The 21,861-nt window shown below is 66.1% G+C and carries 22 protein-coding genes; 19 read left to right on the plus strand and 3 right to left on the minus strand.

The window, feature by feature from the left end; all coding sequences use genetic code 11:
* Positions 1-2 precede the first annotated feature (2 nt).
* From MJ205_RS19835 to MJ205_RS19875, 9 genes are all read left to right on the plus strand, one after another.
* Positions 3-1,103 carry a LacI family DNA-binding transcriptional regulator gene (locus tag MJ205_RS19835; protein ID WP_239810028.1) on the plus strand — a complete coding sequence of 367 codons (1,101 nt, stop codon included), beginning with the start codon at positions 3-5 and terminating at the stop codon, positions 1,101-1,103.
* A 118-nt stretch (positions 1,104-1,221) separates the two neighbouring features.
* The gene (locus tag MJ205_RS19840; RefSeq protein ID WP_230774108.1) at positions 1,222-1,893 is read left to right on the plus strand and encodes an amino acid ABC transporter permease; all 672 of its coding nucleotides are present in this window, start codon (positions 1,222-1,224) and stop codon (positions 1,891-1,893) included.
* A 31-nt stretch (positions 1,894-1,924) separates the two neighbouring features.
* Positions 1,925-2,578, plus strand: coding sequence for an amino acid ABC transporter permease (locus tag MJ205_RS19845; protein ID WP_230774107.1), 654 nt, complete (start codon positions 1,925-1,927; stop codon positions 2,576-2,578).
* 44 nt (positions 2,579-2,622) lie between these two features.
* Positions 2,623-3,414, plus strand: coding sequence for a transporter substrate-binding domain-containing protein (locus tag MJ205_RS19850; protein WP_373449255.1), 792 nt, complete (start codon positions 2,623-2,625; stop codon positions 3,412-3,414).
* A 141-nt stretch (positions 3,415-3,555) separates the two neighbouring features.
* Positions 3,556-4,311 (plus strand): amino acid ABC transporter ATP-binding protein, encoded by a 756-nt coding sequence (locus tag MJ205_RS19855; protein ID WP_269075795.1) that lies wholly within the window; start codon positions 3,556-3,558, stop codon positions 4,309-4,311.
* Positions 4,312-4,520: 209 nt separating this feature from the next.
* Positions 4,521-5,327, plus strand: a complete 807-nt coding sequence (locus tag MJ205_RS19860; RefSeq protein ID WP_239810029.1) for a sugar phosphate isomerase/epimerase family protein — start codon at positions 4,521-4,523, stop codon at positions 5,325-5,327.
* A 46-nt stretch (positions 5,328-5,373) separates the two neighbouring features.
* Positions 5,374-6,324: a sugar kinase gene (locus MJ205_RS19865; protein WP_239810030.1), complete on the plus strand. Its 951-nt coding sequence runs from the start codon at positions 5,374-5,376 to the stop codon at positions 6,322-6,324.
* 23 nt (positions 6,325-6,347) lie between these two features.
* Positions 6,348-7,337: a 2-hydroxyacid dehydrogenase gene (locus tag MJ205_RS19870; RefSeq protein ID WP_239810031.1), complete on the plus strand. Its 990-nt coding sequence runs from the start codon at positions 6,348-6,350 to the stop codon at positions 7,335-7,337.
* 143 nt (positions 7,338-7,480) lie between these two features.
* Positions 7,481-8,227, plus strand: a complete 747-nt coding sequence (locus MJ205_RS19875) for a siderophore-interacting protein (RefSeq protein WP_239810032.1) — start codon at positions 7,481-7,483, stop codon at positions 8,225-8,227.
* Between the two features lie 20 nt (positions 8,228-8,247).
* Here MJ205_RS19875 and MJ205_RS19880 read toward each other — a convergent pair whose 3' ends face one another.
* Positions 8,248-9,123 (minus strand): GntR family transcriptional regulator, encoded by an 876-nt coding sequence (locus MJ205_RS19880; protein ID WP_239810033.1) that lies wholly within the window; start codon positions 9,121-9,123, stop codon positions 8,248-8,250.
* Positions 9,124-9,365: 242 nt separating this feature from the next.
* Here MJ205_RS19880 and MJ205_RS19885 point away from each other — a divergent pair, with 242 nt between their 5' ends.
* From MJ205_RS19885 to MJ205_RS19925, 9 genes are all read left to right on the plus strand, one after another.
* On the plus strand, positions 9,366-10,517 hold the full coding sequence (locus MJ205_RS19885; protein WP_239810034.1) for a C45 family autoproteolytic acyltransferase/hydolase: 1,152 nt from the start codon (positions 9,366-9,368) through the stop codon (positions 10,515-10,517).
* A 5-nt stretch (positions 10,518-10,522) separates the two neighbouring features.
* A complete protein-coding gene (locus MJ205_RS19890) occupies positions 10,523-11,467 on the plus strand; it encodes an ABC transporter permease (protein ID WP_182326223.1) in 945 nt (314 codons plus the stop codon).
* On the plus strand, positions 11,464-12,282 hold the full coding sequence (locus tag MJ205_RS19895) for an ABC transporter permease (RefSeq protein WP_239810035.1): 819 nt from the start codon (positions 11,464-11,466) through the stop codon (positions 12,280-12,282). Before MJ205_RS19890 ends, MJ205_RS19895 begins: the two co-directional genes overlap by 4 nt.
* A complete protein-coding gene (locus tag MJ205_RS19900) occupies positions 12,279-13,955 on the plus strand; it encodes a dipeptide ABC transporter ATP-binding protein (RefSeq protein ID WP_239810036.1) in 1,677 nt (558 codons plus the stop codon). The genes MJ205_RS19895 and MJ205_RS19900 overlap by 4 nt, the downstream gene beginning before the upstream one ends.
* A 29-nt stretch (positions 13,956-13,984) precedes the next feature.
* Positions 13,985-14,848, plus strand: coding sequence for an alpha/beta hydrolase (locus tag MJ205_RS19905; RefSeq protein WP_239810037.1), 864 nt, complete (start codon positions 13,985-13,987; stop codon positions 14,846-14,848).
* 48 nt (positions 14,849-14,896) lie between these two features.
* Positions 14,897-16,459, plus strand: a complete 1,563-nt coding sequence (locus tag MJ205_RS19910; protein WP_239810038.1) for an ABC transporter substrate-binding protein — start codon at positions 14,897-14,899, stop codon at positions 16,457-16,459.
* A gap of 91 nt (positions 16,460-16,550) precedes the next feature.
* Positions 16,551-17,987 (plus strand): amidase, encoded by a 1,437-nt coding sequence (locus tag MJ205_RS19915; protein ID WP_239810039.1) that lies wholly within the window; start codon positions 16,551-16,553, stop codon positions 17,985-17,987.
* Between the two features lie 23 nt (positions 17,988-18,010).
* Positions 18,011-18,646, plus strand: a complete 636-nt coding sequence (locus MJ205_RS19920) for an FMN-binding negative transcriptional regulator (RefSeq protein WP_239810040.1) — start codon at positions 18,011-18,013, stop codon at positions 18,644-18,646.
* Complete coding sequence (locus tag MJ205_RS19925; RefSeq protein ID WP_239810041.1) at positions 18,643-19,431, plus strand: peptidoglycan DD-metalloendopeptidase family protein; 789 nt, start codon at positions 18,643-18,645, stop codon at positions 19,429-19,431. Before MJ205_RS19920 ends, MJ205_RS19925 begins: the two co-directional genes overlap by 4 nt.
* Positions 19,432-19,440: 9 nt before the next feature.
* Here MJ205_RS19925 and MJ205_RS19930 read toward each other — a convergent pair whose 3' ends face one another.
* Together MJ205_RS19930 and MJ205_RS19935 are read right to left on the minus strand one after the other, a co-directional pair.
* A complete protein-coding gene (locus MJ205_RS19930; protein WP_239810042.1) occupies positions 19,441-19,740 on the minus strand; it encodes a hypothetical protein in 300 nt (99 codons plus the stop codon).
* A 68-nt stretch (positions 19,741-19,808) separates the two neighbouring features.
* Entirely contained in the window at positions 19,809-20,069 is a 261-nt protein-coding gene (locus MJ205_RS19935) for a DUF2061 domain-containing protein (RefSeq protein WP_239810043.1), read from the minus strand.
* A gap of 214 nt (positions 20,070-20,283) precedes the next feature.
* On the opposite strand from MJ205_RS19935, the gene MJ205_RS19940 reads away from it, so the two are divergent.
* A complete protein-coding gene (locus MJ205_RS19940) occupies positions 20,284-21,843 on the plus strand; it encodes a DUF4178 domain-containing protein (RefSeq protein WP_239810044.1) in 1,560 nt (519 codons plus the stop codon).
* Positions 21,844-21,861: the final 18 nt, after the last annotated feature.

Here is a 21,861-nt window from a genome sequence, read left to right on the forward strand (position 1 = left end):
CCGTGCCCAAGCCTGCGCCCACCGCCACCCCATCGCGCCCCTGCCCGCCCGGCGCAGCCAAGCCTGCGGCCCCTGCCAAGGCCCGGGCCACGATTGCCGATGTGGCGCTGGCGGCACAGGTCTCCAAGGCCACGGTGTCGCGCTACCTCAATGGCCGCACCGACATCCTCACCCCCGACATGGCCAAGCGCGTGCAGGAGGCCATTGCCCGCCTGCAGTACCGGCCCAGCCCGATGGCCCAGGCCCTCAAGCATGGCCGCACCCGCCTGATCGGCCTGGCGGTGGCCGATGTGACCAACCCCTTCTCGGTGGCGGTGCTGCAGGGCGCAGAAAAAGCCTGCCAGGCCGCCGGCTACCTGCTGGTGCTGTTCAACCTGGGCAATGAGGCCGGGCGCGAGCGCGATGCCATGCATGCGCTGTCGGCCTACCAGCTCGACGGCATGATCCTCAACCGCGTGGACACCAGCGCCCAGCTCTGGCAGGACGCGCAACTGCATGGCAAGCCCATCGTGCTGGTGGACCGGTTCCAGGAAGGGATGGACGCCGATTTTGTGACCGTGGACAACCCCGGCGTGGTGCAGATCGCGATGGACCATCTGCAGCAGCAAGGCTTTGACGAGGTGCTGCTGGTGACCGAGCCGATTGCCGATGTGAGCTCGCGCACCGCGCGCCAGCAGGCCTTTGCCCGCTACATCCAAAGCCAGGCGCCCACCATGCAGGGCAGCGTGTGGGAAAGCACCGCCGACGGCGCCAGCGCCCTGCAGCAGCACCTGCAGCACTGGCAGCAGCAGGCGCAGCAAGCCGGCCGCCGCCCTGCGGTGCTGGCCGGCAATGCCGTGGCCAGCCTGCGCGTGGCCACTGCCGTGCATGCACTGGGCTGGGTGCCTGGGCGCGAACTGGGCATCATCGGTGTGGACGAGACCGACTGGGCCGCGCTGGTGGGCCCGGGCCTGAGCACGGTGGCCCAGCCCACCGATGCATTGGGGCAGGCCGCTGCCACCTGCCTGATTGAGCGCATCCAGGGCCTGCAAAGCCCCGCCCGAACAGTCGAGTTACCAGGCACCATCATTGTGCGCGGCTCCACAAAATCGCCAAGCAATTGATTCACAACGGTTAAAAAAGGCGTTACGCACCAAACTAGGGCAAACCCTAGTAATCGTTTCGTAACCTTCCGTTAAACTGCGGCGCTACTGAAACCGGTTTCAAACGCGCCGCATCGCCATGAACTACACGTTCCAATTCGACCAGGTCCTGGCAGCCTGGCCGCAGCTATTGCAGGGCACCTGGGTGACCATCCAGCTGTCCTTTCTCGCCATGATCATCGGCCTGGCCGTCGCAATCGTCTGCGCCTGGGGCAAGACCTCGGGCCCGGCTCCGCTGCGCTTTGTCATCAATGCCTACATCGAGCTGATCCGCAACACGCCCTTTCTGGTGCAGTTGTTTTTCTTCTTCTTTGCGTTGCCGGCCGTGGGCCTGCGCTGGTCGCCGCAAACCGCCGCACTGGTGGCCATGGTGGTCAACCTGGGCGCCTATGCCACCGAGATCATCCGCGCCGGCATCGAATCCATCCCCAAGGGCCAGATCGAAGCCGGCCTGGCGCTGGATCTGAAGCGCTGGGAAATCTTCCGCTTCGTGATCCTCAAGCCCGCGCTCAAGACCATCTACCCGGCGCTGACCAGCCAGTTCATCCTGCTGATGCTGAGCTCGGCCGTGGTGTCCGTGATCTCGGCCGACGACCTGACCTCGGTCGCCGCCAATATCCAGTCCGAGACCTTCCGCAGCTTTGAGGTCTACATCGTCGTAGCCGCCATCTACCTGCTGCTGTCGCTGGCCTTCAACCTGCTGTTCAAGCTCATCTACCAGATGGCCTTGAACTACCCAGACCGTCGCTAAACAAGCGCATAGCATTCCTGGAGAACAAAAAATGCGTACTTTTGGTTGGCCCGAGTTGTGGTTCATCGTGGAAGCGGCCAAGTGGACCGTGGCCCTGTCCCTGATCGCCTTTATCGGCGGCGCCCTGGTGGGCCTGGTGATTGCGCTGTCGCGCACGTCAGAGAACGGCCTGGCGCGCGGCATTGCCACCGCCTTTACCCAGATTTTTCAGGGCACGCCGCTGCTGCTGCAGCTGTTCCTGGTGTTCTTTGGCGCGCCCATTCTGGGCTTTGAGATCAACCCCTGGATTGCAGCGGCTGCTGCGCTGATTCTGAACAGCGGCGCGTTCCTCGGTGAAATCTGGCGTGGCTGTATCCAGGCTGTGCCACGCGGCCAGTGGGAAGCGGCCGATGCGCTGTCGCTGTCCTACTACTGGCGCATGCGCGCCGTCGTGCTGCCCCAGGCGATGAAGATTGCCGTGGCCCCCACCGTGGGCTACCTGGTGCAGATCATCAAGGGCACTTCGCTGGCAGCCATCATCGGCTTTACCGAGATCACCCGCGCCGGCCAGATCATCAACAACGCCACCTTCCAGCCGATGCTGGTGTTCGGTGTCGTGGGTGCCGTTTACTTCATCCTGTGCTGGCCGCTGTCACTGTGGGCAGGCCGCCTTGAGAAGCGCCAAGCCAAGGCCCTGGCGCGTTGAACCTTTTTGGTTGTCGCTTGATTTTTCTACTAGGAGACATGAGCATGCAGATTTCCCGCCGCACTTTCACCTCCGCTGCTGCCGCCCTGGCTGCCAGCGCCCTGTTGCCCCTGACCGCATCGGCCCAGTCGCTGGCCGATCTGAAGAAGAAGGGCAAGATAACCATCGGCATGCTGGTGGACTTCCCGCCCTACGGCATCCTGAACGGCAGCAACCAGCCTGACGGCTACGACGCCGATGTGGCCAAGCTGCTGGCCAAGGAATGGGGTGTGACCGCCGACATCGTGCCCGTGACCGGCCCCAACCGCATCCCGTTCCTGCTGACCAACAAGGTCGACATGCTGATCGCCTCGCTGGCCATCACGCCCGAGCGCGCCAAGCAGGTGCTGTTCTCCAAGCCTTACTCGGCCGCATCGATCGTGCTGTACGGCGCCACCAAGACCGCCATCAAGGGCCCGGAAAACCTCAAGGGCCTGCGCGTGGGCGTGGCACGTGCCTCCACCCAGGACGTGGCCGTCACCAAGGCTGCGCCGGAAGGCACGCAAATCCGCCGCTTTGACGACGACGCATCGGCCATGCAAGCCCTGCTGTCGGGCCAGGTCGATGCCATCGGCTGCTCGGTGACCGTGGCCGCTCAGATCGCCAAGCGCGCCCCTGCGGGCCAGTTCGAGAACAAGTTCCAGCTGCTGCAGCAGAACATGGCAGTCGCCCTGCGCCCTGGCCAGGACGAAGTGGCCGAAGCTGTGAACGCCTTCATCGCCAAGAACACCGCCAATGGCGAGCTGAACAAGCTGTACCAAAAGTGGTTGGGCGCCGACCTGCCCAAGCTGGACTAACCCTAGAACGGGCTACCCCCCGAGGCGCTGCGCGCCTTCCCCCTGGAAGGGGGACGACAGCAGCGCTGCGGGGCGGCCCTTGCTGGCTGTCTCTTAGCTCGGGCATGCCAGTGTTGCAATCATCTTAAAAACGACTGCTTTATGACGACCCCCTCGCAAGCACCCATCATTCGCCTCCAAGGCGTCGAGAAATGGTATGGCAACTTCCAGGTGCTGACCGATATCAACCTCGACGTGCGTGCTGGCGAGCGTATCGTCATCTGCGGGCCTTCGGGCTCGGGCAAGTCCACGATGATCCGCTGCATCAACCGGCTCGAAGCCATCCAGAAGGGCCAGATCACCGTGGACGGCACGGACCTGACCGGTGACAGCAAGGCCATCGACACCATCCGCAAGGAAGTGGGCATGGTGTTCCAGCAGTTCAACCTCTTTCCGCATCTGACGATTGTGGAGAACTGCATGCTGGCGCCGATGCGCTCGCGCGGCCTGAGCAAGGCCGAGGCGCAGGAGCGCGCAATGCACTACCTGACGCGGGTGCGCATTCCGGACCAGGCCAACAAGTACCCCAGCCAGCTGTCGGGCGGCCAGCAGCAGCGCGTGGCCATTGCCCGTGCGCTGTGCATGGCCCCCAAGATCATGCTGTTTGACGAGCCCACCTCGGCCCTCGACCCCGAGATGGTCAAGGAAGTGCTGGACACCATGATCGGCCTGGCCGAAGACGGCATGACCATGCTCTGCGTGACCCATGAAATGGGCTTTGCCCGCAGCGTGGCTGACCGCGTGATCTTCATGGCCGACGGCAAGATCATCGAGCAAGGCCCACCGGCTGCGTTCTTTGACAACCCCCAACACCCGAAGACCCAGCAGTTCCTGGGCCAGATCCTGAGTAATCACTAACACCCCCTGAGGCGCTTCGCGCCTTCCCCCTCTCTCGCTACGCGGGAGGGGGACCCCACCTTCGCTGCGGGGCGGCCCTTGCTCGGTGTGCGCCGATGGGCCGCGCCAGTTTTTGAGAACGTGCGAAGTTACTGCAGATTGTTTGCTCACTTATCAATAGCTGTCAACGCTTGGTATACGGGCGTAAGCGGCCAAAAAATACGAAAACCATGGCCTTGTCTTTGCAAAACGCGGGCTCGCCCGCCCTGATCTCCCTCACCTCCTTTGGCAATGCCGAAGTGCGCCGCCACGGCCAGCTCTACTTTGCCCAGCTCGCGCACCGCGCCGGTGCCAATGGCTATGAAGTGCGCGAAGAGCTGCTGCTGAACCCCGCCGACGAGCTGCCCGCGCTGGCCGCCTATGGCCGCGATCACCAGCTGGACCTGGTCTACTCCTGCCCCCAGCCGCTGTTTGCGATGGACGGCAACCTGAACACCGCTGCCCTACAACACGCGATCGCCGCCAGCCAGACCTTGGGGGCCACCTGGCTCAAGATGTCGATCGGCGGCTTTGCTAGCCAGTCGGTCGCGCATTCGGCCCAGGGCTTTGCGGCGCTGAAGAGCGCCATCGATGGCGCGGGCCTGACCCTGCTGATCGAAAACGACCAGACCACGGCCGCCGGCACCGTGCAAGCACTGCAGCGCTTTTTTGCCGCGGCCGATGCCGCCGGCCTGCCGCTGCCGATGACCTTTGACATGGGCAACTGGCACTACCTGGGCGAATGCGCGCTGCAAGCGGCCCAGCTGTTTGGCAGCCGCGTGGCCTATGTGCATGCCAAGGGCGTGCAACGCCTGCCGGCCAAATGGGTGGCAGTGCCGCTGGCCGAATCGGCCGCCGCCTGGCGCGCCATTTTGCGCGCGCTGCCCAGCGACGCACCCCGCGCCATCGAGTACCCGCTGATCGGCGACGACCTGGTCGCCGTCACCCGGCAGGAGCTGGCCGTGCTGCGCGATGCCACGGCACTGCAAGCCCGCTAAGTCCCCGATAAACCAACAGCCCACCGCACCCAAGAGAGACACGGCCATGACCACCAAGACCTTCGACATCGCCACCTTTGGCGAAGCCATGATGCTGCTGATCGCCGACCGCGCCGGCCCGCTGGAGAACGCCGAGTTCTTCACCAAGCGCATTGCAGGCGCCGAGATCAATGTGGCCACCGGCCTGGCGCGCCTGGGCTTCAACACCCACTGGGCCAGCCGCCTGGGCGCCGATTCGATGGCGCGCTACCTCATCAACCAGATGAAGAGCGAAGGCGTGCACTGCGAGCATGTGGTGATGGACCCGACGCAGAAGACCGGCTTCCAGATCAAGGGCCGCACCGATGACGGCAGCGACCCGCAGGTGGAATACCACCGCAAGGGCTCGGCCGCCAGCCTGATGACCCCGGCCGACATCGACGAGCCCTGGCTGGCCTCGGCCCGCCACCTGCATGCCACCGGCGTGTTTGCCGCGATCTCGCAGACCAGCCTGGCCACTGCCCAGCGTACCCTGCAGATCGCCCGCGCTGCGGGCAGCACCATCTCCTTTGACCCCAACCTGCGCCCCACCCTGTGGCAGGACGAGGCCACGATGCGCCGCGAGATCAATGCGCTGGCCGCTGGTGCGGACTGGGTCTTCCCCGGCCTGGCCGAAGGTGAGCTGCTGACCGGCCACAAGACGCCCGAAGCGGTCGCCCGGTTCTACCGCGACCAGGGGGCCAGCCTGGTGGTCGTCAAGCTTGGCGAAGAAGGTGCCTACTACGATGACGCTGAGGCCGGCACCGGCTATGTGGCCGGTTGCCCGGTCGAGAAGGTGGTGGACACCGTGGGCGCCGGCGATGCCTTTGCGGTGGGCGTCATCAGCGGCCTGCTCGATGGCCGCTCGGTGGCCGATGCCGTCAAGCGCGGTTGCTGGATTGGCGCGCTGCAGGTGCAGGTGCTGGGCGACTCCGAAGGCTTGCCAACCCGCGAAGCCTTGACCGCCGCCGGCTATTGATTTCAACGCATCCAGGAGCAGCAATGAGCAGCACCCGCCACCAGATTTTGGTTTTTCGTGAACTGCCCGACGACCAGCTGGCCCGCCTGCAAGCCGCGCACGATGTGACCGTGGCCAACCCCCGCGTGGCTGCACAGCGCGATGCCTTTTTTGCAGCGCTGCCCCAGGCCCAGGCACTGATCGGGTCGAGCTACCCGATCACCGATGCGCTGCTCGATGAAGCACCGCAGCTGCGAGTGATCTCCAGCATCTCGGTGGGCGTGGACAACTACCCGCTGGCCGCGCTGCGCGAGCGCGGCATTGCGCTGTGCCACACGCCGGGCGTGCTGACGGAGACCACGGCCGACACCATCTTTGCACTGCTGATGGCCACCAGCCGCCGCATTCCGGAGCTGGCGATGTATGTGCGCTCGGGCCAATGGCAGCGCAATATTGGCGAGGACCTGTTTGGCTGGGATGTGCATGGCAAGACCCTGGGCATTCTGGGCATGGGCCGCATTGGCATGGCACTGGCCCGGCGCGCCGCGCTGGGCTTTGGCATGCGCGTGCTCTACAACAACCGCAGCGTTGTGCCCGACAGCGAACTGGGCGCGCTGGCCGGCCATGTGCACTATGTCGCCCGCGATGCGCTGCTGCGCGAGGCAGACTTTGTCGTCTCCGTCGTGCCGTCGACCCCCGAGACCAAGCACCTGCTGGGCGCCGAGGCCTTTGCACTGATGAAGCCCAGCGCCATCGTCATCAACGGTTCGCGCGGCGCGATCGTCGACGAGGCTGCGTTGCTGCATGCGCTCGACACCGACCAGATCCGCGCCGCCGGCCTGGATGTGTTTGCCACCGAGCCGCTGCCGGTCGAATCCCCCCTGCGCACCCATGCCAAGGTGGTGGCGCTGCCGCATATCGGATCGGCCACGCACGAGACGCGCCACGCGATGGCCGAGATGGCGACCAGCAACCTGCTGCAGGTGCTGGCGGGTGAACAACCTGCAGGCAGATTCGACCTGAGCCAGGCCTGAGCCCACAGCGGCGCCATGGGGCTGCGCCGCGCGAGACTGAATAAGGGAAGGCACGCCCGCATAATGGCCGCCAGACCTTCCGACGCTGGCCACCCGCTTAGGGGCCAGCGGCCTCCCCTCTCGTACCGTCTCTAGACTGCGGCATGCCCTCCACGCTCCAGGTTCTCTCCCTCTGCTCCCCCTCTGCCGGCTACCGCCGCATCCGCTTTGCCGGCGCGCAGCTGGCGCCCTTTTGCCAGCACGACAACATCCACTGCCGCCTGGTGTTTCCGTCACCGCAACGCGACGGCGTCAGCAGCACGCGCGTCTACACTGTGCGTGCCTTCGATGCCGATGCGCAATGGCTGGAGATTGATTTCTTGCTGCATGCCGATGCCGGCCCGGGTGCCTGCTGGGCCCAGCAGGCGCAGGTCGGCGACCGGGTCGAGATCCTCAAGCCCGGTGGCCGCACGGCCCGCATCGCCGACTGGATGGTGCTGGCCGGTGACGACAGCGCACTGCCCGCGCTGGCCCGCATTGCAGAACAGCTGCCCGCCAGCACACGCGGCCATGTGGTCTGCGAGATAGCGGACCCGCAGGATGCCATCGATATCCGCCTGCCGGCCGGCATGCAGTGGCACTGGCTTTACCGCGCAGGCGCAGCAGCCGGCAGCGGCGAGCAGCTGCAGCAGGCCGTGCAAGCGCTGGATTGGAGCGCCGCACACACCACCGCAGGCGCAAGCCGCTTTTTATGGGTAGGTGCCGAATTTGCAACCGCGCAGGCGCTGCGCGCATGGGCGGTGGACAGCCTGGGCCTGGGCAAGCAGGAGCAGCTGATCGTGGCCTACTGGCGCCGGGGCATGAGCGAGAACGAGCTGCGCGCGCCCAAGCTGGACCTGGAAAAAACCTAGGTCCTGTTAAGAACCTGTTTTTAGATTTCCGCCGAGCGCGAAATATGCCGGCGCAGCAGCGCGGCGGCGTAGTCGGCATCGCCTTCTTTGAGCGCCTTGAGAATGCCCAGGTGGTCGGTGCAGGCCTGGCGGATGTGCTGCTCGCTCAAGTGGCTGAAGTGCGCGAACTCCGAGATCTTGCGCAGCGAGTTCTGCCGGCGCACCGACTCGATCAGAAAGCGGTTGCGCGACCAGGACACCAGGGTTTCATGAAAATTCGCATTGGCCTTGAACCACACATCCTGGCGCAGCTGCTCGACCGGCATCTGCAAGATGTCTGACTGCTCGCGAAACAGCTGCTGCAGCTGTTCGGGATCGGGCGCAAAGCCGGCCATCTTCAGCGCGCCGCACTCGACAATCAAGCGAAAGTCATAGCTCTCGTGCACGGCCTGGGGGTTGTCCAGGCTTTCGGTAAAGCGCCAGCCGTGGCCGGGCAGGCGCTCGGTCAGGCCCTCGGCGGCAAAGCGCATCAGCACGCGGCGCACGGCGCCCCGGGTCACGCCAAACAGCTCCACCAGTTGCGCCTCGGAGACTTCGCCAGCCAGCTGGCCGCTGGCGCGGTGGTTCATGATCTGGCTGTACAGCGCCTCGGCCTCAGACGGAGGCACCAGCTGCTCCAGTGCATCGTCGCCATCGGGCACGCGCTCGACCCGAAAACCCCGGCCCGGGTGGTAGGCCACTAGGCCCTGGGCGGTCAGCAGCATCAGCGCCTGGCGCACCGGCGTGCGCGAGACCTTGAGCTCATCGGCCAGGTGCAGGTCGGAGATGCGGTCGCCCACGCGCCAGCGGCCAGCATGCATCAGCGCCGTCAGCTTGCGCGCGACGTCGATCTGCAAAGAACTCAGCGATTGCTTCAAACCGATTCTCCCCTGGGTTGTGCTGCGGCGGCCCGCGTCTGCGCAATGCGGTGGCAGTGGCGACGGCGCGCAGCCTCTTGTTTTTGCCGGCCAGCCCCGAGCATACGCGCCAGGCCTGGCGTGTTGGCAGCATCCTTCATCGTAGTTTCCCTAAGTTTTGTTTGATTCTATAAAAAACAAATTGACAGTCAATGACCACGAAATTAATGTATTAAAAGTTCACAAAACACAAAAGGAAAAAGATGTCGCCGTTTCCACTCGTCACGCTGTCTGGCGCCCCCCAAGCCCGTGGGCGCCAGTATGGCGCGGCGCTCAAAGACCGCATTGCCCGCAGCGCAGCCCTCTATGGCGGCGCGCTGGAGAAGTACGGCATCAGTGCCGCACACAAGGCCGCGCTGATCGCCGAGTACGCCCGCAAGATCGCCGATTTTGACGAGAACTACCTCGAAGAAATGCGCGGCATTGCCGAGGGCTCGGGCGTCGCGCTGGACGACATCGTGATGATCAATGCCCGCACCGAGGTAGTGGCCCTGGCGCGCGCCCAGTCCAGCAAGCCGGTCGATGACGAGCTCGACGACGGCTGCACCGGCGCCATGCTGCTGCCCGAGCGCAGCGCCTCGGGCAACCTGATCCATGGCCAGAACTGGGACTGGCGTGCCGAATGCGCCGAGACCGGTGTGGTGCTGCGCGTGCGCCAGGACCATGGCCCCGACTACCTGACCTTTGTCGAAGCCGGCGGCCTCGCCCGCAGCGGCCTCAATGCCGCTGGCATCTCGATCACCGCCAACTACCTGGAATGCGAGCGCGACTACACCAAGCTGGGCATTCCGCTGGGCCTGATCCGCCGCAAGGTGCTGGAACAGGAACACTTTGCGCTGGCCGCCAAGGCCGTGGCCACCACGCCCAAGTCCTGCTCCAACAACATCATGGTGGCGTCGGCCGCAGGCTTTGGCATTGACTTTGAGTGCGCGCCCGACGAGGCCTTCCCGCTCTACCCCGAGGACGGCATGATCGTGCACGCCAACCACTGGGTCAGCCCGGTGGCGCTGGCCAAGCTGCGCGATACCGGCATCCCCCATGTGCCCGAGAGCTTTTACCGCGACTGGCGGGTGCGCAAGATCCTGCAGGAGCAGGGCCGCCTGCTGACGCGCGAATCGCTGAAGAAGGCGCTGTTTGACGACTTCCTCTCGCCCTACGCGGTCTGCCGCCCGCCCCGCCCTGCCGATGGCGGCAACCTGACCGCCACCGTCGCGATGATCGTGATGGAGCCGGCGCTGGGCATCATGGAGATTGCACCGCTGCCCGCCATCAACCGCCAGTTCACCACCTACCGCCTGCATGGCGATGGCGCGGCTGAACCCTCGGCAGCGGCCGCTGCGGCGCTGGAGCACTGACCGCCATGTGGAAATTCGCTGCCACCCGAATCGGCATGGCGATTCCGACCTTGGTGATCGTGGCACTGGCCGTCTTCATCCTGGTGCGCCTGATCCCCGGTGATCCGGCAGCGCTGATGCTGGGTGACTCGGCCGATGCCGCATCGCTGGCGGCCCTGCGCGAGCAGCTGGGCCTCAACGCCAGCCTGCCCACGCAGTTCCTGGTCTGGTCCGGCCATGTGCTGCAGGGCGACCTGGGCCAGTCCATCTCCAACCGCCAACCCGTCGCCGCGCTGATCTGGCAGCGCTTTGCCGTCAGCGCCCAGATCGTGCTACCTGCCGTGCTGCTGGCCACCTTGGTGGCCGTGCCGTTGGGCATGCTGGCGGCATGGCGCCAAGGCCGCCTCACCGACCTGGCCCTGGTCGCCACCGCCACCTTGCTGCTGTCGCTGCCCGCGTTCTGGATGGGGCTGCTGCTGCTGATGTTCTTTGCGCTCAAGCTCGGCTGGTTTCCGGTGGTCGGCTTTGTCGCCTTTGGCGAGAACCCGCAGCAAGCACTGCTCTACCTGGTGCTGCCCATCACCACCTTGCTGCTGCACGAGATCGGCGTGATCCTGCGCATGACCCGGGCCTCCACCTTGGAAGTGCTGCACCTGGACTACATCACCCATGCCCGCGCCAAGGGCCTGAGCGAGATGACGGTGATGCTGCGCCATGCCTTCAAGAGCTCCTTTGGCCCGACCTGGACCCTGCTGGGCCTGATCCTGGGCAACCTGCTCGCCGGGGTGGCGGTGATCGAGACCGTGTTCACCATTCCGGGCCTGGGCCGGCTGCTGGTCGATGCGATCTTTGCCCGCGACTACCCGCTGATCCAGGGCTGCCTGCTCTTCATCGCCAGCATCTATGTCCTGGTGAACCTCTTTGTGGACCTGCTCTATCCCATCTTCGACCCGAGGGTGGCCGCATCATGAAACGCCGCTCCCTCTCCTTCTGGCTGGGCGCTGGCCTGGTCTCCGTGGTGGTCGCCGTGGCCCTGCTGGCCACGTTCTGGACGCCGTATGACCCGCTCAAGCTCGACTTCAAGACCCGCCTGGCAGCGCCCGGCTGGCAGCACTGGATGGGCACCGACGAGCTGGGCCGCGATGTGCTCAGCCGCCTGATGCGTGGCACTGCCACCAGCATCCGCATCAGCATCAGCACCGTGTTTCTGGCCACCTTCTTTGGTGTGCTGATCGGCGCGCTCAGCGGCTACCTGCGCGGCTGGCCCGACCGCATCCTGATGGCCATCAACGATGCGCTGCTGGCCTTCCCGGGCCTGTTGATGGCCCTGGGCCTGCTGGCGGTGTTTGGCGCCAGTGCCAGCGGCATCATCATCGCGCTGGCACTGGCCTATGCGTCGTCGGTAGTGCGGGTGGTGCGCGGCACGGTGCTGGGCCTGCGCGAGCGTGATTTTGTGCGCGCCTCGCGCGTCATGGGCAACTCCGAGACCTACACCCTGCTGCGCCATGTGCTGCCCAATTGCATCGCCCCGGTGATCGTCATGGCCACCTCGATGTGCGGCTGGATCATCCTGGCCGAGAGCTCGCTGAGCTTTCTGGGCCTGGGCGTCGCGCCACCGGCGCCCACCTGGGGCAACATGCTGGCGGGCAGCCGCTCCTATGTCAGCCAGGCGGCCTGGCTGGCGATTTTCCCGGGGCTGGCGATCTCGCTGGCACTGCTGGGCATCAACCTGCTGGGCGACGCCTTGCGCGACCGGCTCGACCCACGCATGCGGAGGCGCGTATGACCACATCCCCTGCCTTGCTGCAGATCCAGAACCTGAGCCTCTCGGCCGGCCCCGGCAAGCAGGTCGTGCGCGATGCATCCTTGCAGCTGGCCGCTGGCGAGATTGTCGGCATCGTCGGCGAATCGGGCTCGGGCAAGACCATGCTCAGCCGCGCCGTGATGCGGCTCACGCCCCATGCCATCAGCCGCAGTGGCGGCGGCATCCTGCTCGACGGCCAGTCGCTCTATGCGATGAACGAGCGCCAGCTGCGTGCTGTGCGCGGCCCGCGCGTGGCCATGGTGTTCCAGGAGCCGATGACCTCGCTCACGCCCACCCTGAGCATTGGCGAGCAGCTGCTCGAAGGCCTGCGCATGCACTTGCCCCAGGCGCGCAATGAGCACATGCCGCGCATCCATGCGATGCTGGAGCGCGTCGGCCTGCGCGATACCCAGCGCATCCTGAGCGCGTTCCCGCATGAGTTCTCGGGCGGCATGCGCCAGCGCATCATGATCGCCTCGGCCATGCTGCTGCGCCCGGCGCTGCTGATTGCCGACGAACCCACCACGGCGCTGGACGCGGTGGTGCAGCGCGAAGTGATGGAGATGATGCTGGAGCTGACCCGTGAGAACGGCACCGCCGTGCTGCTGATCAGCCATGACCTGCCGATGGTGGCCCGCTACGCCGACCGCATGGTGGTGATGAAGCAAGGCGACATCGTCGAGACCGGCCCCACCGCCCAGGTGCTGGCCGCCCCCGCGCATGACTACACGCGCCAGCTGCTGCGCACCCTGCCCCAGCGCCGCGCGCCGCGCCAGATCGACCGCACGGCGCCGCTGATGTCGGCCCGCGACCTGGTGCTGGAGTTTGGCGGCCGCCAGCGCTGGTTCCGCAAGGGGGCGCCGGCGCGTGTGCTCAAGGGCATCAGCCTGGATATCTTCCCCGGCGAGGTGGTGGCCGTGGTCGGCGAATCGGGCTCGGGCAAGACGACCTTGGGCATGATCCTGTCGGGCCTGCTGCAGCCCACCAGTGGCAGCCTGCTGTACAAGGGCCAGCCCTTGCGGCCGGGCAGTCCAGGGTTCAAGGACTACCGCTACAACTGCCAGATGGTCTTCCAGGACCCGTACTCCTCGCTGGACCCGCGCATGACGGTGCAGGCGCTGGTGGCCGAGGCGCTGCGAATGGCCGAGGGCCTGAGCGCCAGCGACAAGCGCGAGCGCGTGCAGCAGGCGCTGGCCGATGTGGGGCTGGGCGGCGATTTTGCGACGCGCTACCCGCATGAGCTCTCGGGCGGCCAGCGCCAGCGCGTGGCCATTGCCCGCGTGCTGGTGCGGCGCCCGGCGCTGATGATTGCCGACGAGGCGGTCTCCGCGCTCGATGTGACGGTGCGCGCCCAGGTGCTGGACCTGCTGGCCGAGCTGCAGCAGCGCTATGGCTTCTCGTGCCTGTTCATCAGCCACGACCTGGGCGTGGTCGAGCAGATTGCCGACCGGGTCATCGTCGTGCAGGGCGGCGTGATTGCCGAGCAGGGCACGCGCGATGCCGTGTTTGACCAGCCGCAGAACCCCTATACGCGCCAGCTGCTCGATGCGATCCCGATGCTGCAGGCCACGCCCGATGGCGGCGTGCACCTGCGCTGGCGCCATGCCGAGGGCCGCGCCACCGCCCCTGCAGACAGCGCCGCCTGCCCTGCCTAAAAATTCAGCAACCTTCCAGGAGTCCTCTTATGTCATCCTCTCCCGCCCGCCAGGGCCACGGCATCAAGCTGAGCTACTACGACTTTGGCGCCACCACCTTTTTTGCCAGCCAGTACGACCAGCGCTTCAGCTACTGCCTCTACGTGCCCAAGAACTACAGCGAGAGCGAGGACAAGGTCTATGACCTGGCGGTGATCGTGCACGGCACCGGCCGCACCGCCAGCCAGTACCGCGACCGCTTTGCCGATTTTGCCGACCGCAATGACTGCATCGTGCTGGCGCCGCTCTTTCCCGCCGGCATTGGCGTGGCGGGCGACCTGGCCAACTACAAGCGCATTCTTTTCCATGGCATCCGCTATGACCAGGTGCTGCTGTCCATGGTTGACGAGGTGGCGGCCAAGTACCGCGTGCGCAGCGAGCGCTTCATGCTCTACGGCTTCTCGGGCGGCGGGCAGTTCAGCCAGCGCTTTTTTCTGCTGCACCCGGAGCGCCTCCATGCCGTGTCGATCGGCGCGCCGGGCGTGGTCACCCTGCTCAACACCGACTACGACTGGTGGGTGGGCGTGCGCGACATCGAGCAGCGCTTTGGCCGCAGCCTCAACCTGGCGGCGATGCGCGCGGTGACGGTGCAGACCATCATCGGCACGGCGGACACCGCCACCTGGGAGATCACCATTCCGCGCGACAGCGCGCTGTGGATGGATGGCGCCCAGCTGCAGGGCGACAACCGCATCGAGCGCATCACCGCACTGGCCGACAGCTTTGCCGCGCATGGCATCCGCGTGCAGCGCGACACGGTGCCCGGCATTGCGCATGAGCCCTTCAAGGTCATCGAGCCGGTCGAGGCCTTCTTGCAGCAGTGCCTGCGCGCGCCGCAAGCCGCCCCGCTGTAAGCCCCTGTCCCAAGCCCCCACGCCAACGTCACCACCACAAGGAAGACCATGCCCACCAGCCGCTCTCTTTGGTCGCCCGCGCTGCTTGTTGCAGCCTGCGCGCTCAGTGCCCACAGCCAGGCCGCCGGCGCCCCCGATATGCTGCGCGTGGCGCTGCATGCCGATATCGCCAGCGTCAACCCCGGTGTCAACCGCGACGCCAACTCCGACATGGTGATGGCCCATGTGGTCGAGGGCCTGGTCGCCTATGGCGAGGACCTCACTGTCAAGCCCATGCTGGCCAGCAGCTGGACAGCCAATGACGACAGCACCAGCTACGACTTCAAGCTGCGCCCGAATGTGCGTTTTCACAATGGCAAGACCTTGTCGGCCGCCGATGTGGTGTGGAACTTCAAGCGCTACCTCGATCCCAAGACCAACTTCCAGTGCATCAACCGCTACAACGGCAAGATCGGCCCGGCGCTGCAGGAGGTGAAGGCCGTCGATGCGCAAACCGTGCGTTTCAGCTTCTCGGCGCCCGCGCCCAACTTCCTGATGACCCTGGCCACCATCCAGTGCACGCCCTGGATCATCCACCCGGAGTCGGTAACAGCCAACGGCAGCGTCAGCCAGGTCATCGGCACTGGCCCCTACCGCTTTGCCGAAAAGCAGACCGGCCGCTACACCGAGCTCAAGCGCTTTGCCGACTACAGTGCGCTGCCCGGCGCGCGCGATGGCTATGCCGGCAACAAGCAGGCCAGCATTGCCACCCTGCGCTTTGTGACCGTGCCCGATGCCAGCACCCGCTCCAACGGCGTGCTCTCGCGCGATCTTGATGTGATCGACGATGTAGACCCCGACACCATCAAGGAGCTCAAGGGCAAGGGCGTGCAGGTGGAGGTGCAGCCCACCCCGAGCTGGGTGGTGCTGCAGGTGCAGACCGAGGCGCCCGCGCTCAAGGATGTGCGCATGCGCCAGGCCATTGCCAAGGCGCTGAGCCTGCCCGATGTGGCCGAGGCCGCCGGCAAGGGCCTGTTTACCGCCAACCCCTCGGTGATATCGCCGCTGAGCCCCTACTACGACCAGCGCAGCAAGGCCTGGCCCGGCTATGACCCGGTGGGCGCCAGCGCGCTGGCCAAGCAGGCGGGCTACAAGGGCCAGCCCATCAGCCTGCTGGTGGCCAACCGCCAGGAGCGCGTGCAGCTGGCCACCATTCTGCAGGCGCTGCTGGGCTCAGCCGGCATCAATATCGACATCAAGGTGCGCGACTGGGCCTCGCAGCTGGATCTGTATGGCAAGGGCCAGTACGAGCTGGCCATCTTTGCCTACTCGGCGCGGCTGGACCCCTTGCTGATGTATGAATCGCTGATTGGCGACAAAAAGGCCGAGCCCACCCGCCAGTGGGACGATGCGCAGGCCTCGGCCTTGCTCAGGCAGGTGGCGATGGAGCGCGACCCGGCCCGCCGCAAGGACCTGTTCAACCAGCTCCATGCACTGATGGCCAAGGAGGTGCCGATCATCGGCCTGTACAACCTGCCCGTCGTCACCGCGATGGCGCCCAGCATCAAGGGCTACAAGGGCTGGCCTGCCGGCACGCACCGCTTCTGGGGCGTGAGCCGCGCAGCGCCCTAAGCCAACCTCCGCGCGCGTGGCCAAAACGCTCTGGTTCTGCCACGCGCATGCCGCTTTCTCCGCATTCCGATCGCTGCGTTTCACACCCTGTATGTCTTTCTCTGCAACCGATTACCGCCATGCCGATGCCACGGCTCTGGCCCAGGCCATCCGCGCTGGTGCGCTCACCCCGCAGGCCGCGGTGGACCATGCCTTTGACGCCATCGAGCGCTGCAACCCCCAGCTCAATGCCGTGATCCTGACCATGCGCGCGCAGGCAGACGAGCAGCTGCGCCAGCTGCCGGCCGATGCGCCGCTGCGCGGCGTGCCGGTGCTGCTCAAGGACGACTGCCCCAGCTATGCGGGCGCAGCGATGTCGTATGGCTCGCGCGCGGCACTGGGCAACGTCTCGGCCACTTACCACACCTTGGTGCGCCGCTACCAGCAGGCGGGCATGGTCATCGTCGGCAAGACGAATCTGCCCGAGTTCTCGGCCAATGTGGCGACCGCGCCCAGCCTGCATGGCCGCACCTTGAACCCCTGGAGTGCTGCGCACAATGTCGGCGGCTCCTCGGGGGGCTCGGCCGCCGCAGTGGCCGCCCGCATGGTGCCGCTGGCCTATGGCAATGACGGCGCGGGCTCGATCCGCATACCGGCGGCCTGCACGGGGCTGTTTGGCCTGCGCCCCTCGCGCGGCCGCGTGGCCTGCGGCCCTGTCTCCAGCGAGAACTGGGGCGGCCTGGTGAGCCACCATGTGCTGACGCGCAGCGTGCGCGACTCGGCCCTGATGCTGGACCTGAGCGATGCGCTGGAGCCCGGCTCGCTCTATGCAGCGCCGGCCAAGGCGGAAGACTTCAGCCAGGCGCTGCTGCGCCCGCCCGGGCGACTGCGCATTGGCGTGCTGCAGGAGGCAGGCCCGGGCCAGGCGCTGGACAGCAGCATCCTGCAAGGCCTGCAGGACAGCCGCCGCCTGCTGCAGGAACTGGGCCATGTGACCGAAGAGGCGCAATGGAACTTCTCGCACGCCGACCTGGCCGCCGCCTTCAGCCGCATCATTGCCGCCTACACCGCGCTGGAGGTGGATGACCTGGTGCGCAGCACCGGCAGGCCAGCGACGGCGGAGTTCTTTGAACCGGTGAACCTGGGCCTGGCGGAGCAGGGCCGGCGCCTGGGCGCTGTCGAGCTATTGGCCGCGCGCAATACCTGCAACAGCATCGCCCGGCGCCTGGGCGAGATGTTTGGCCGCTATGACCTGCTGCTCTGCCCGGTGATGCCGACCCTGCCCCAGGGCCTGCAGGCGCTGGATGTGCGCCAGCCCGATGCGCAGCACTTCATGCAGGAGTTCATGGATGCCACCGTGTTCACCCGCCCGGCCAATGCCGCCGGCGTGCCCGCGATGAGCGTGCCGCTGTGGCAAAGCGCCAGCGGCCTGCCCATGGGCATGCAGTTCATCGCCCCCTATGGCGCAGAAAGCCGGCTGCTGCAGCTGGCCGCGCAGCTGGAGCAGGCGCTGCCCTGGGACCAGCGCCTGCCCCCCGTCCACGCCTGATATATCTCTGACTCGCCCCTCTCATGCTCTACACCAAACCCTATTACCAACCCCAGCAGCCCGCGCAGATCAAGGAGCTGGTCGACCGCGTGGTGCTGGGCACCCTGGTCACGCCGCACAGCGAAGGCGTGGCGCTGTCCCACCCGGTGTTCCGGCTCGACACCACGCGCGGCGCGCTGGGCACGGTGGTGTCGCACGTCGCATCGGCCAGCGACCATGTGCGCTTTCTGCGCCAGGGCCTGCCGAGCATCGCCATCCTGATGGACCCGGGCAGCTATATCTCGCCGTCCTGGTACCCCCACTACCCGCATCGCGACAGCGCGCCGACCTGGGGCTTCCAGGTGGTTCACCTGCATGGCACCCCGCGCATGCTGCAAGAAGATGAACTGGTCGCCCACCTGCAGGACCTGGTGGGCCACATGGAGCGCGGCCGCGGCTGCCCATGGGACAGCAGCGAGCTGGGCCCCGGCGGCCTGGAGCGGCGCCTGCCCGGCATTGTGGGTTATGAGATGCCGGTGGCGCGCTGTGAAGCCAAGTTCAAGCTCGGCCAGGACGAGCGCCCCGCTGACATGCGCGGCGCCGTGGCGCGCCTGCGCGAGCAGAACCAGCATGCGCTGGCCGATACCATAGAGCAACACTGCCAACTCCAACAACCATGACCTCCGCCGACACACAGACTGACCCTATCGCCCAGGCCATTGCGCGCCACCAAAGCGGCCTCAGCGCCGTGCCGGAGGCTGCTGCCTTCCATGCCTGGGTGGCGCAGCAGCGCGGCAGTTGGAGTGGGCTGATGCCCGGCCTGGCGCAGGCGCGCATGGGCCACGTCGATTTTCGCAACGCTGACTCTGCCGTGGCCGCCGCCAGCGCCAGCATGGACCGCGAGGGTGCCATCCGCGCCTACGAGGCCCTGCAGAACCGCCAGGGTTTTGACATGGGTGTGGGCCACTGGATGGAGCAGCGCTGTGTCTACCAAAGCAGCAACTACGCATCCACCCGGCTGGAAGGCGCGATGCGCGACTGCCACCTGGGCGTAGACCTGTTTGCGCCAGCGGGCACCGCGCTGCGGCTGCCGCTGGCCGCGGAGGTGGTGGTGGCTGAGGTGCGTGATATCCGGCTGGATTACGGCGGCATGCTGGTGCTGCGCCACCAGGGCCCTGCGCACCCAGAGTTTTTCAGCATCTGGGGGCATCTGAGCCATGCATCGGCCCGGCGCTGGCAGCCGGGCGATCAGATTGCCGCAGGCAGCGAGTTTGCCCACCTGGGCGACTTTGCAGAGAACGGCTGGTGGCTGCCCCATCTGCACCTGCAGCTGTGCCTGCTGCGCCTGCCCGACTTCAGCGATGCGCCCGGTGTCGGCGAGCAGGCCTTTGCACCGGTCTGGCAGGACATCTTCCCGAACCCGGCGCCGCTGCTGCGCGCCAACGATGAGGCGCTGCGCAGCTGAGGGCTGCGCTTATTGGCCAGCCGGGTCGCAGCGCACCTGGTTCATGTAGATCGAGCAGTTGTACTTGTTGCCTTGAAAGCTTGCCTGGTAGCGCGTCGATTCACGCTGCCGGTCAAAGCCGAAGACCTGCACATGCGCCTCGGTGCTGCTGAAGTAGTTGGCGGTTTTCTCGGCAATGGCCTGGTCCGACAGCACGGCATTGCTGCCAATGGGCGCCACCACGTCGCAGCCCTGCAAGGCCAGCACGGCGGCACAGAGCGTGGGCCAGGCGGCCAGGGACAATCGCTTGCGTGAAATGGAGGGGGTCATCGGTGCATCCTGTGGGTAGCGGCAATGCGCTACTGTCGCACATCCGGCCGCTGCTGTCAGGGGGCCTGTCAGCTGGCTTGCACCGCTACGGGCGCGGTTGCCACAGCGGCAGCTGAGCGCGCATTCCAGCGCTGCCAGGCCTTTTCATGGAAGAAAAAGGCAAAGGCCTGCACCGTGGGCTCCAGCAGGCTCAGCGTGAGCGAGGCGATCAGGTTGCCGGTGACGGCGTACGCCACCATCGCGGCGACCGTGATGTGGATCAGGTAGTAGCTGGCGGTCTTCTTCAGCGTTTGGCGGTTGTTCTGCAGGCTGCGGCGGATGGAGGACATGGCGGGCTCTTTCTTGCAATAAATCGATGGCAGTGCTGTAAATGATATTTATTAGCAATGGCAAAAGCCAATGAATCCTCGCTAAAAAAACCATAGGCCTGGCTAATACCGCCAGTCGCACGCTGGCGGCCCGCGCGCCAAGCCCTGCGCTATGATGCGGTGCGGTTGCCGAATGGGCGCCTCCATAACACCTTCATAACAAGCCAGACGACCTATGACGACGGACCAGCAACGCAGCTATACGGCGCCCTGCCCGGGCTGCGGTGCACCTGTGGAATTTGCCAGCGCCCAGTCCGCCTTCGCTGTCTGCCCGTATTGCCAAAGCTCCATCGTGCGCAATGGCGATATCCTGAAGCGCATCGGCAAGATGGCCGAGGTCTTCAACGACTACAGCCCGCTCAAGCTGAACCAGACCGGCCAGTTCGCCAAGGGCAGCCAGGGCAAGCCCGAGGGCTTCCGCCTGGTGGGCCGGCTGCAGTACAAGGGCGAGACCGGCAGCTGGAACGAGTGGATGGCGCTGGGCGACAGCGGCGAGACCGCTGTCATCAGCGAAGACAATGGCCAGTTTGTGCTGAGCCGCGCCAGCCAGGCCGCCACCAAGAACCTGCCGCCGGCCGACCGCTGGCAACCGGGCCAGCGCATTGCGATCAGCGGCGTGCAGTACAGCGTGACCAGCGTCGTACTGGCCCAGCTGATGGCGGCCGAGGGCGAGATGCCGCACCAGCCCGAATTGGGCAAGCCCTTTACCGTGGTGGAGCTGCGCACCGAGGACGACAAGGTGCTGTCCATCGACTACAGCGAGAACCCGCCCGCCGTCTACCTGGGCGCGCCGGTGCTGCTGGGCGCGCTCAAGATTGCAGGGCTGAAGACCACGTCCAACAAGAAGGACGAGGGCCGGCACTTCAACTGCCCGCGCTGCGCGGCGCGGGTCGATATCAAGCTGGACACGACCCAGGCGCTGACCTGCCCGAGCTGCGGCTCGCTCATCGATGTGTCGCAAGGCATTGGCGGGGAGCTGCGCGCCGCCATCCAGAAGGACCCGGTCAAACCTCTGGTGCCGCTGGGCAAGATAGCGAACCTGGCTGGCAGCAAATGGCAGCTGGTGGGGTTTCAGCACCGCATCGGCATCGAGCCCGATGACGACGAATACTTTGGCTGGGACGAGTACCTGCTCTACCACAGCCAGCAGGGCTTCCAGTTCCTGGTCAACAGCAGCGAAGGCTGGAGCCTGGTCAAGACCCTGACCGGCGCGCCCGACTACCGCGCAGGCCGCAGCACGGCGACCTGGAAGCAGCAGACCTACCAGCTGCAATCGCGTTACCGCGCCGAGACCACCTATGTACTGGGCGAGTTCTACTGGCCGGTGGCCCGGGGCGACAAGACCGACAATGTGGACTTTGCCCGGGGCAAGGATGGCGCGCAGCTGCTGAACCTGGAGCAGGGCCCGCGCGAGCTGAGCTGGTCGCTGGGCCGCAAGATGACGCCCGAGTCGGTGGCATCGGCCTTTGGCATGGGCGACCAGGTGGCGCTGTTCAAACCCGAGACCAGCAGCTTCACGGTGCCCAAGCTCGGCTGTATGCCGGTCATCATTGGCCTGTTCCTGCTGTTCTTTTTGCTCATCTGGTTGTGGCCCAAGGGCTGCGATACTGCGCTGGAGCGGCGCAAACTGGCCGCCGACCCGACCTATGTGAGCAAGTGCAGCAGCAGCACGGGCAGCGGCCGGTCGTCCAGCGGTTCATGGGGTGGCTACAGCTCCGGCGGCAGCCACAAATAAACAATCGCTGGCAACAGC

It is taken from the genome of Comamonas sp. B21-038, assembly GCF_022387135.1.
Classification (GTDB): Bacteria; Pseudomonadota; Gammaproteobacteria; order Burkholderiales; family Burkholderiaceae_C; genus Comamonas; species Comamonas sediminis.

Coding starts and splice junctions, on each gene's coding strand:
- MJ205_RS19870 (WP_239810031.1), top strand. CDS start 6,348: ATGAGCAGCACCCGCCACCAGATTTTGGTTTTTCGTGAACTGCCCGAC.
- MJ205_RS19890 (WP_182326223.1), top strand. CDS start 10,523: ATGTGGAAATTCGCTGCCACCCGAATCGGCATGGCGATTCCGACCTTG.
- MJ205_RS19935 (WP_239810043.1), bottom strand. CDS start 20,069: ATGTCCTCCATCCGCCGCAGCCTGCAGAACAACCGCCAAACGCTGAAG.
- MJ205_RS19900 (WP_239810036.1), top strand. CDS start 12,279: ATGACCACATCCCCTGCCTTGCTGCAGATCCAGAACCTGAGCCTCTCG.
- MJ205_RS19910 (WP_239810038.1), top strand. CDS start 14,897: ATGCCCACCAGCCGCTCTCTTTGGTCGCCCGCGCTGCTTGTTGCAGCC.
- MJ205_RS19860 (WP_239810029.1), top strand. CDS start 4,521: ATGGCCTTGTCTTTGCAAAACGCGGGCTCGCCCGCCCTGATCTCCCTC.
- MJ205_RS19840 (WP_230774108.1), top strand. CDS start 1,222: ATGAACTACACGTTCCAATTCGACCAGGTCCTGGCAGCCTGGCCGCAG.
- MJ205_RS19920 (WP_239810040.1), top strand. CDS start 18,011: ATGCTCTACACCAAACCCTATTACCAACCCCAGCAGCCCGCGCAGATC.
- MJ205_RS19905 (WP_239810037.1), top strand. CDS start 13,985: ATGTCATCCTCTCCCGCCCGCCAGGGCCACGGCATCAAGCTGAGCTAC.
- MJ205_RS19855 (WP_269075795.1), top strand. CDS start 3,556: ATGACGACCCCCTCGCAAGCACCCATCATTCGCCTCCAAGGCGTCGAG.
- MJ205_RS19850 (WP_373449255.1), top strand. CDS start 2,623: ATGCAGATTTCCCGCCGCACTTTCACCTCCGCTGCTGCCGCCCTGGCT.
- MJ205_RS19845 (WP_230774107.1), top strand. CDS start 1,925: ATGCGTACTTTTGGTTGGCCCGAGTTGTGGTTCATCGTGGAAGCGGCC.
- MJ205_RS19885 (WP_239810034.1), top strand. CDS start 9,366: ATGTCGCCGTTTCCACTCGTCACGCTGTCTGGCGCCCCCCAAGCCCGT.
- MJ205_RS19875 (WP_239810032.1), top strand. CDS start 7,481: ATGCCCTCCACGCTCCAGGTTCTCTCCCTCTGCTCCCCCTCTGCCGGC.
- MJ205_RS19895 (WP_239810035.1), top strand. CDS start 11,464: ATGAAACGCCGCTCCCTCTCCTTCTGGCTGGGCGCTGGCCTGGTCTCC.
- MJ205_RS19915 (WP_239810039.1), top strand. CDS start 16,551: ATGTCTTTCTCTGCAACCGATTACCGCCATGCCGATGCCACGGCTCTG.
- MJ205_RS19930 (WP_239810042.1), bottom strand. CDS start 19,740: ATGACCCCCTCCATTTCACGCAAGCGATTGTCCCTGGCCGCCTGGCCC.
- MJ205_RS19925 (WP_239810041.1), top strand. CDS start 18,643: ATGACCTCCGCCGACACACAGACTGACCCTATCGCCCAGGCCATTGCG.
- MJ205_RS19865 (WP_239810030.1), top strand. CDS start 5,374: ATGACCACCAAGACCTTCGACATCGCCACCTTTGGCGAAGCCATGATG.
- MJ205_RS19940 (WP_239810044.1), top strand. CDS start 20,284: ATGACGACGGACCAGCAACGCAGCTATACGGCGCCCTGCCCGGGCTGC.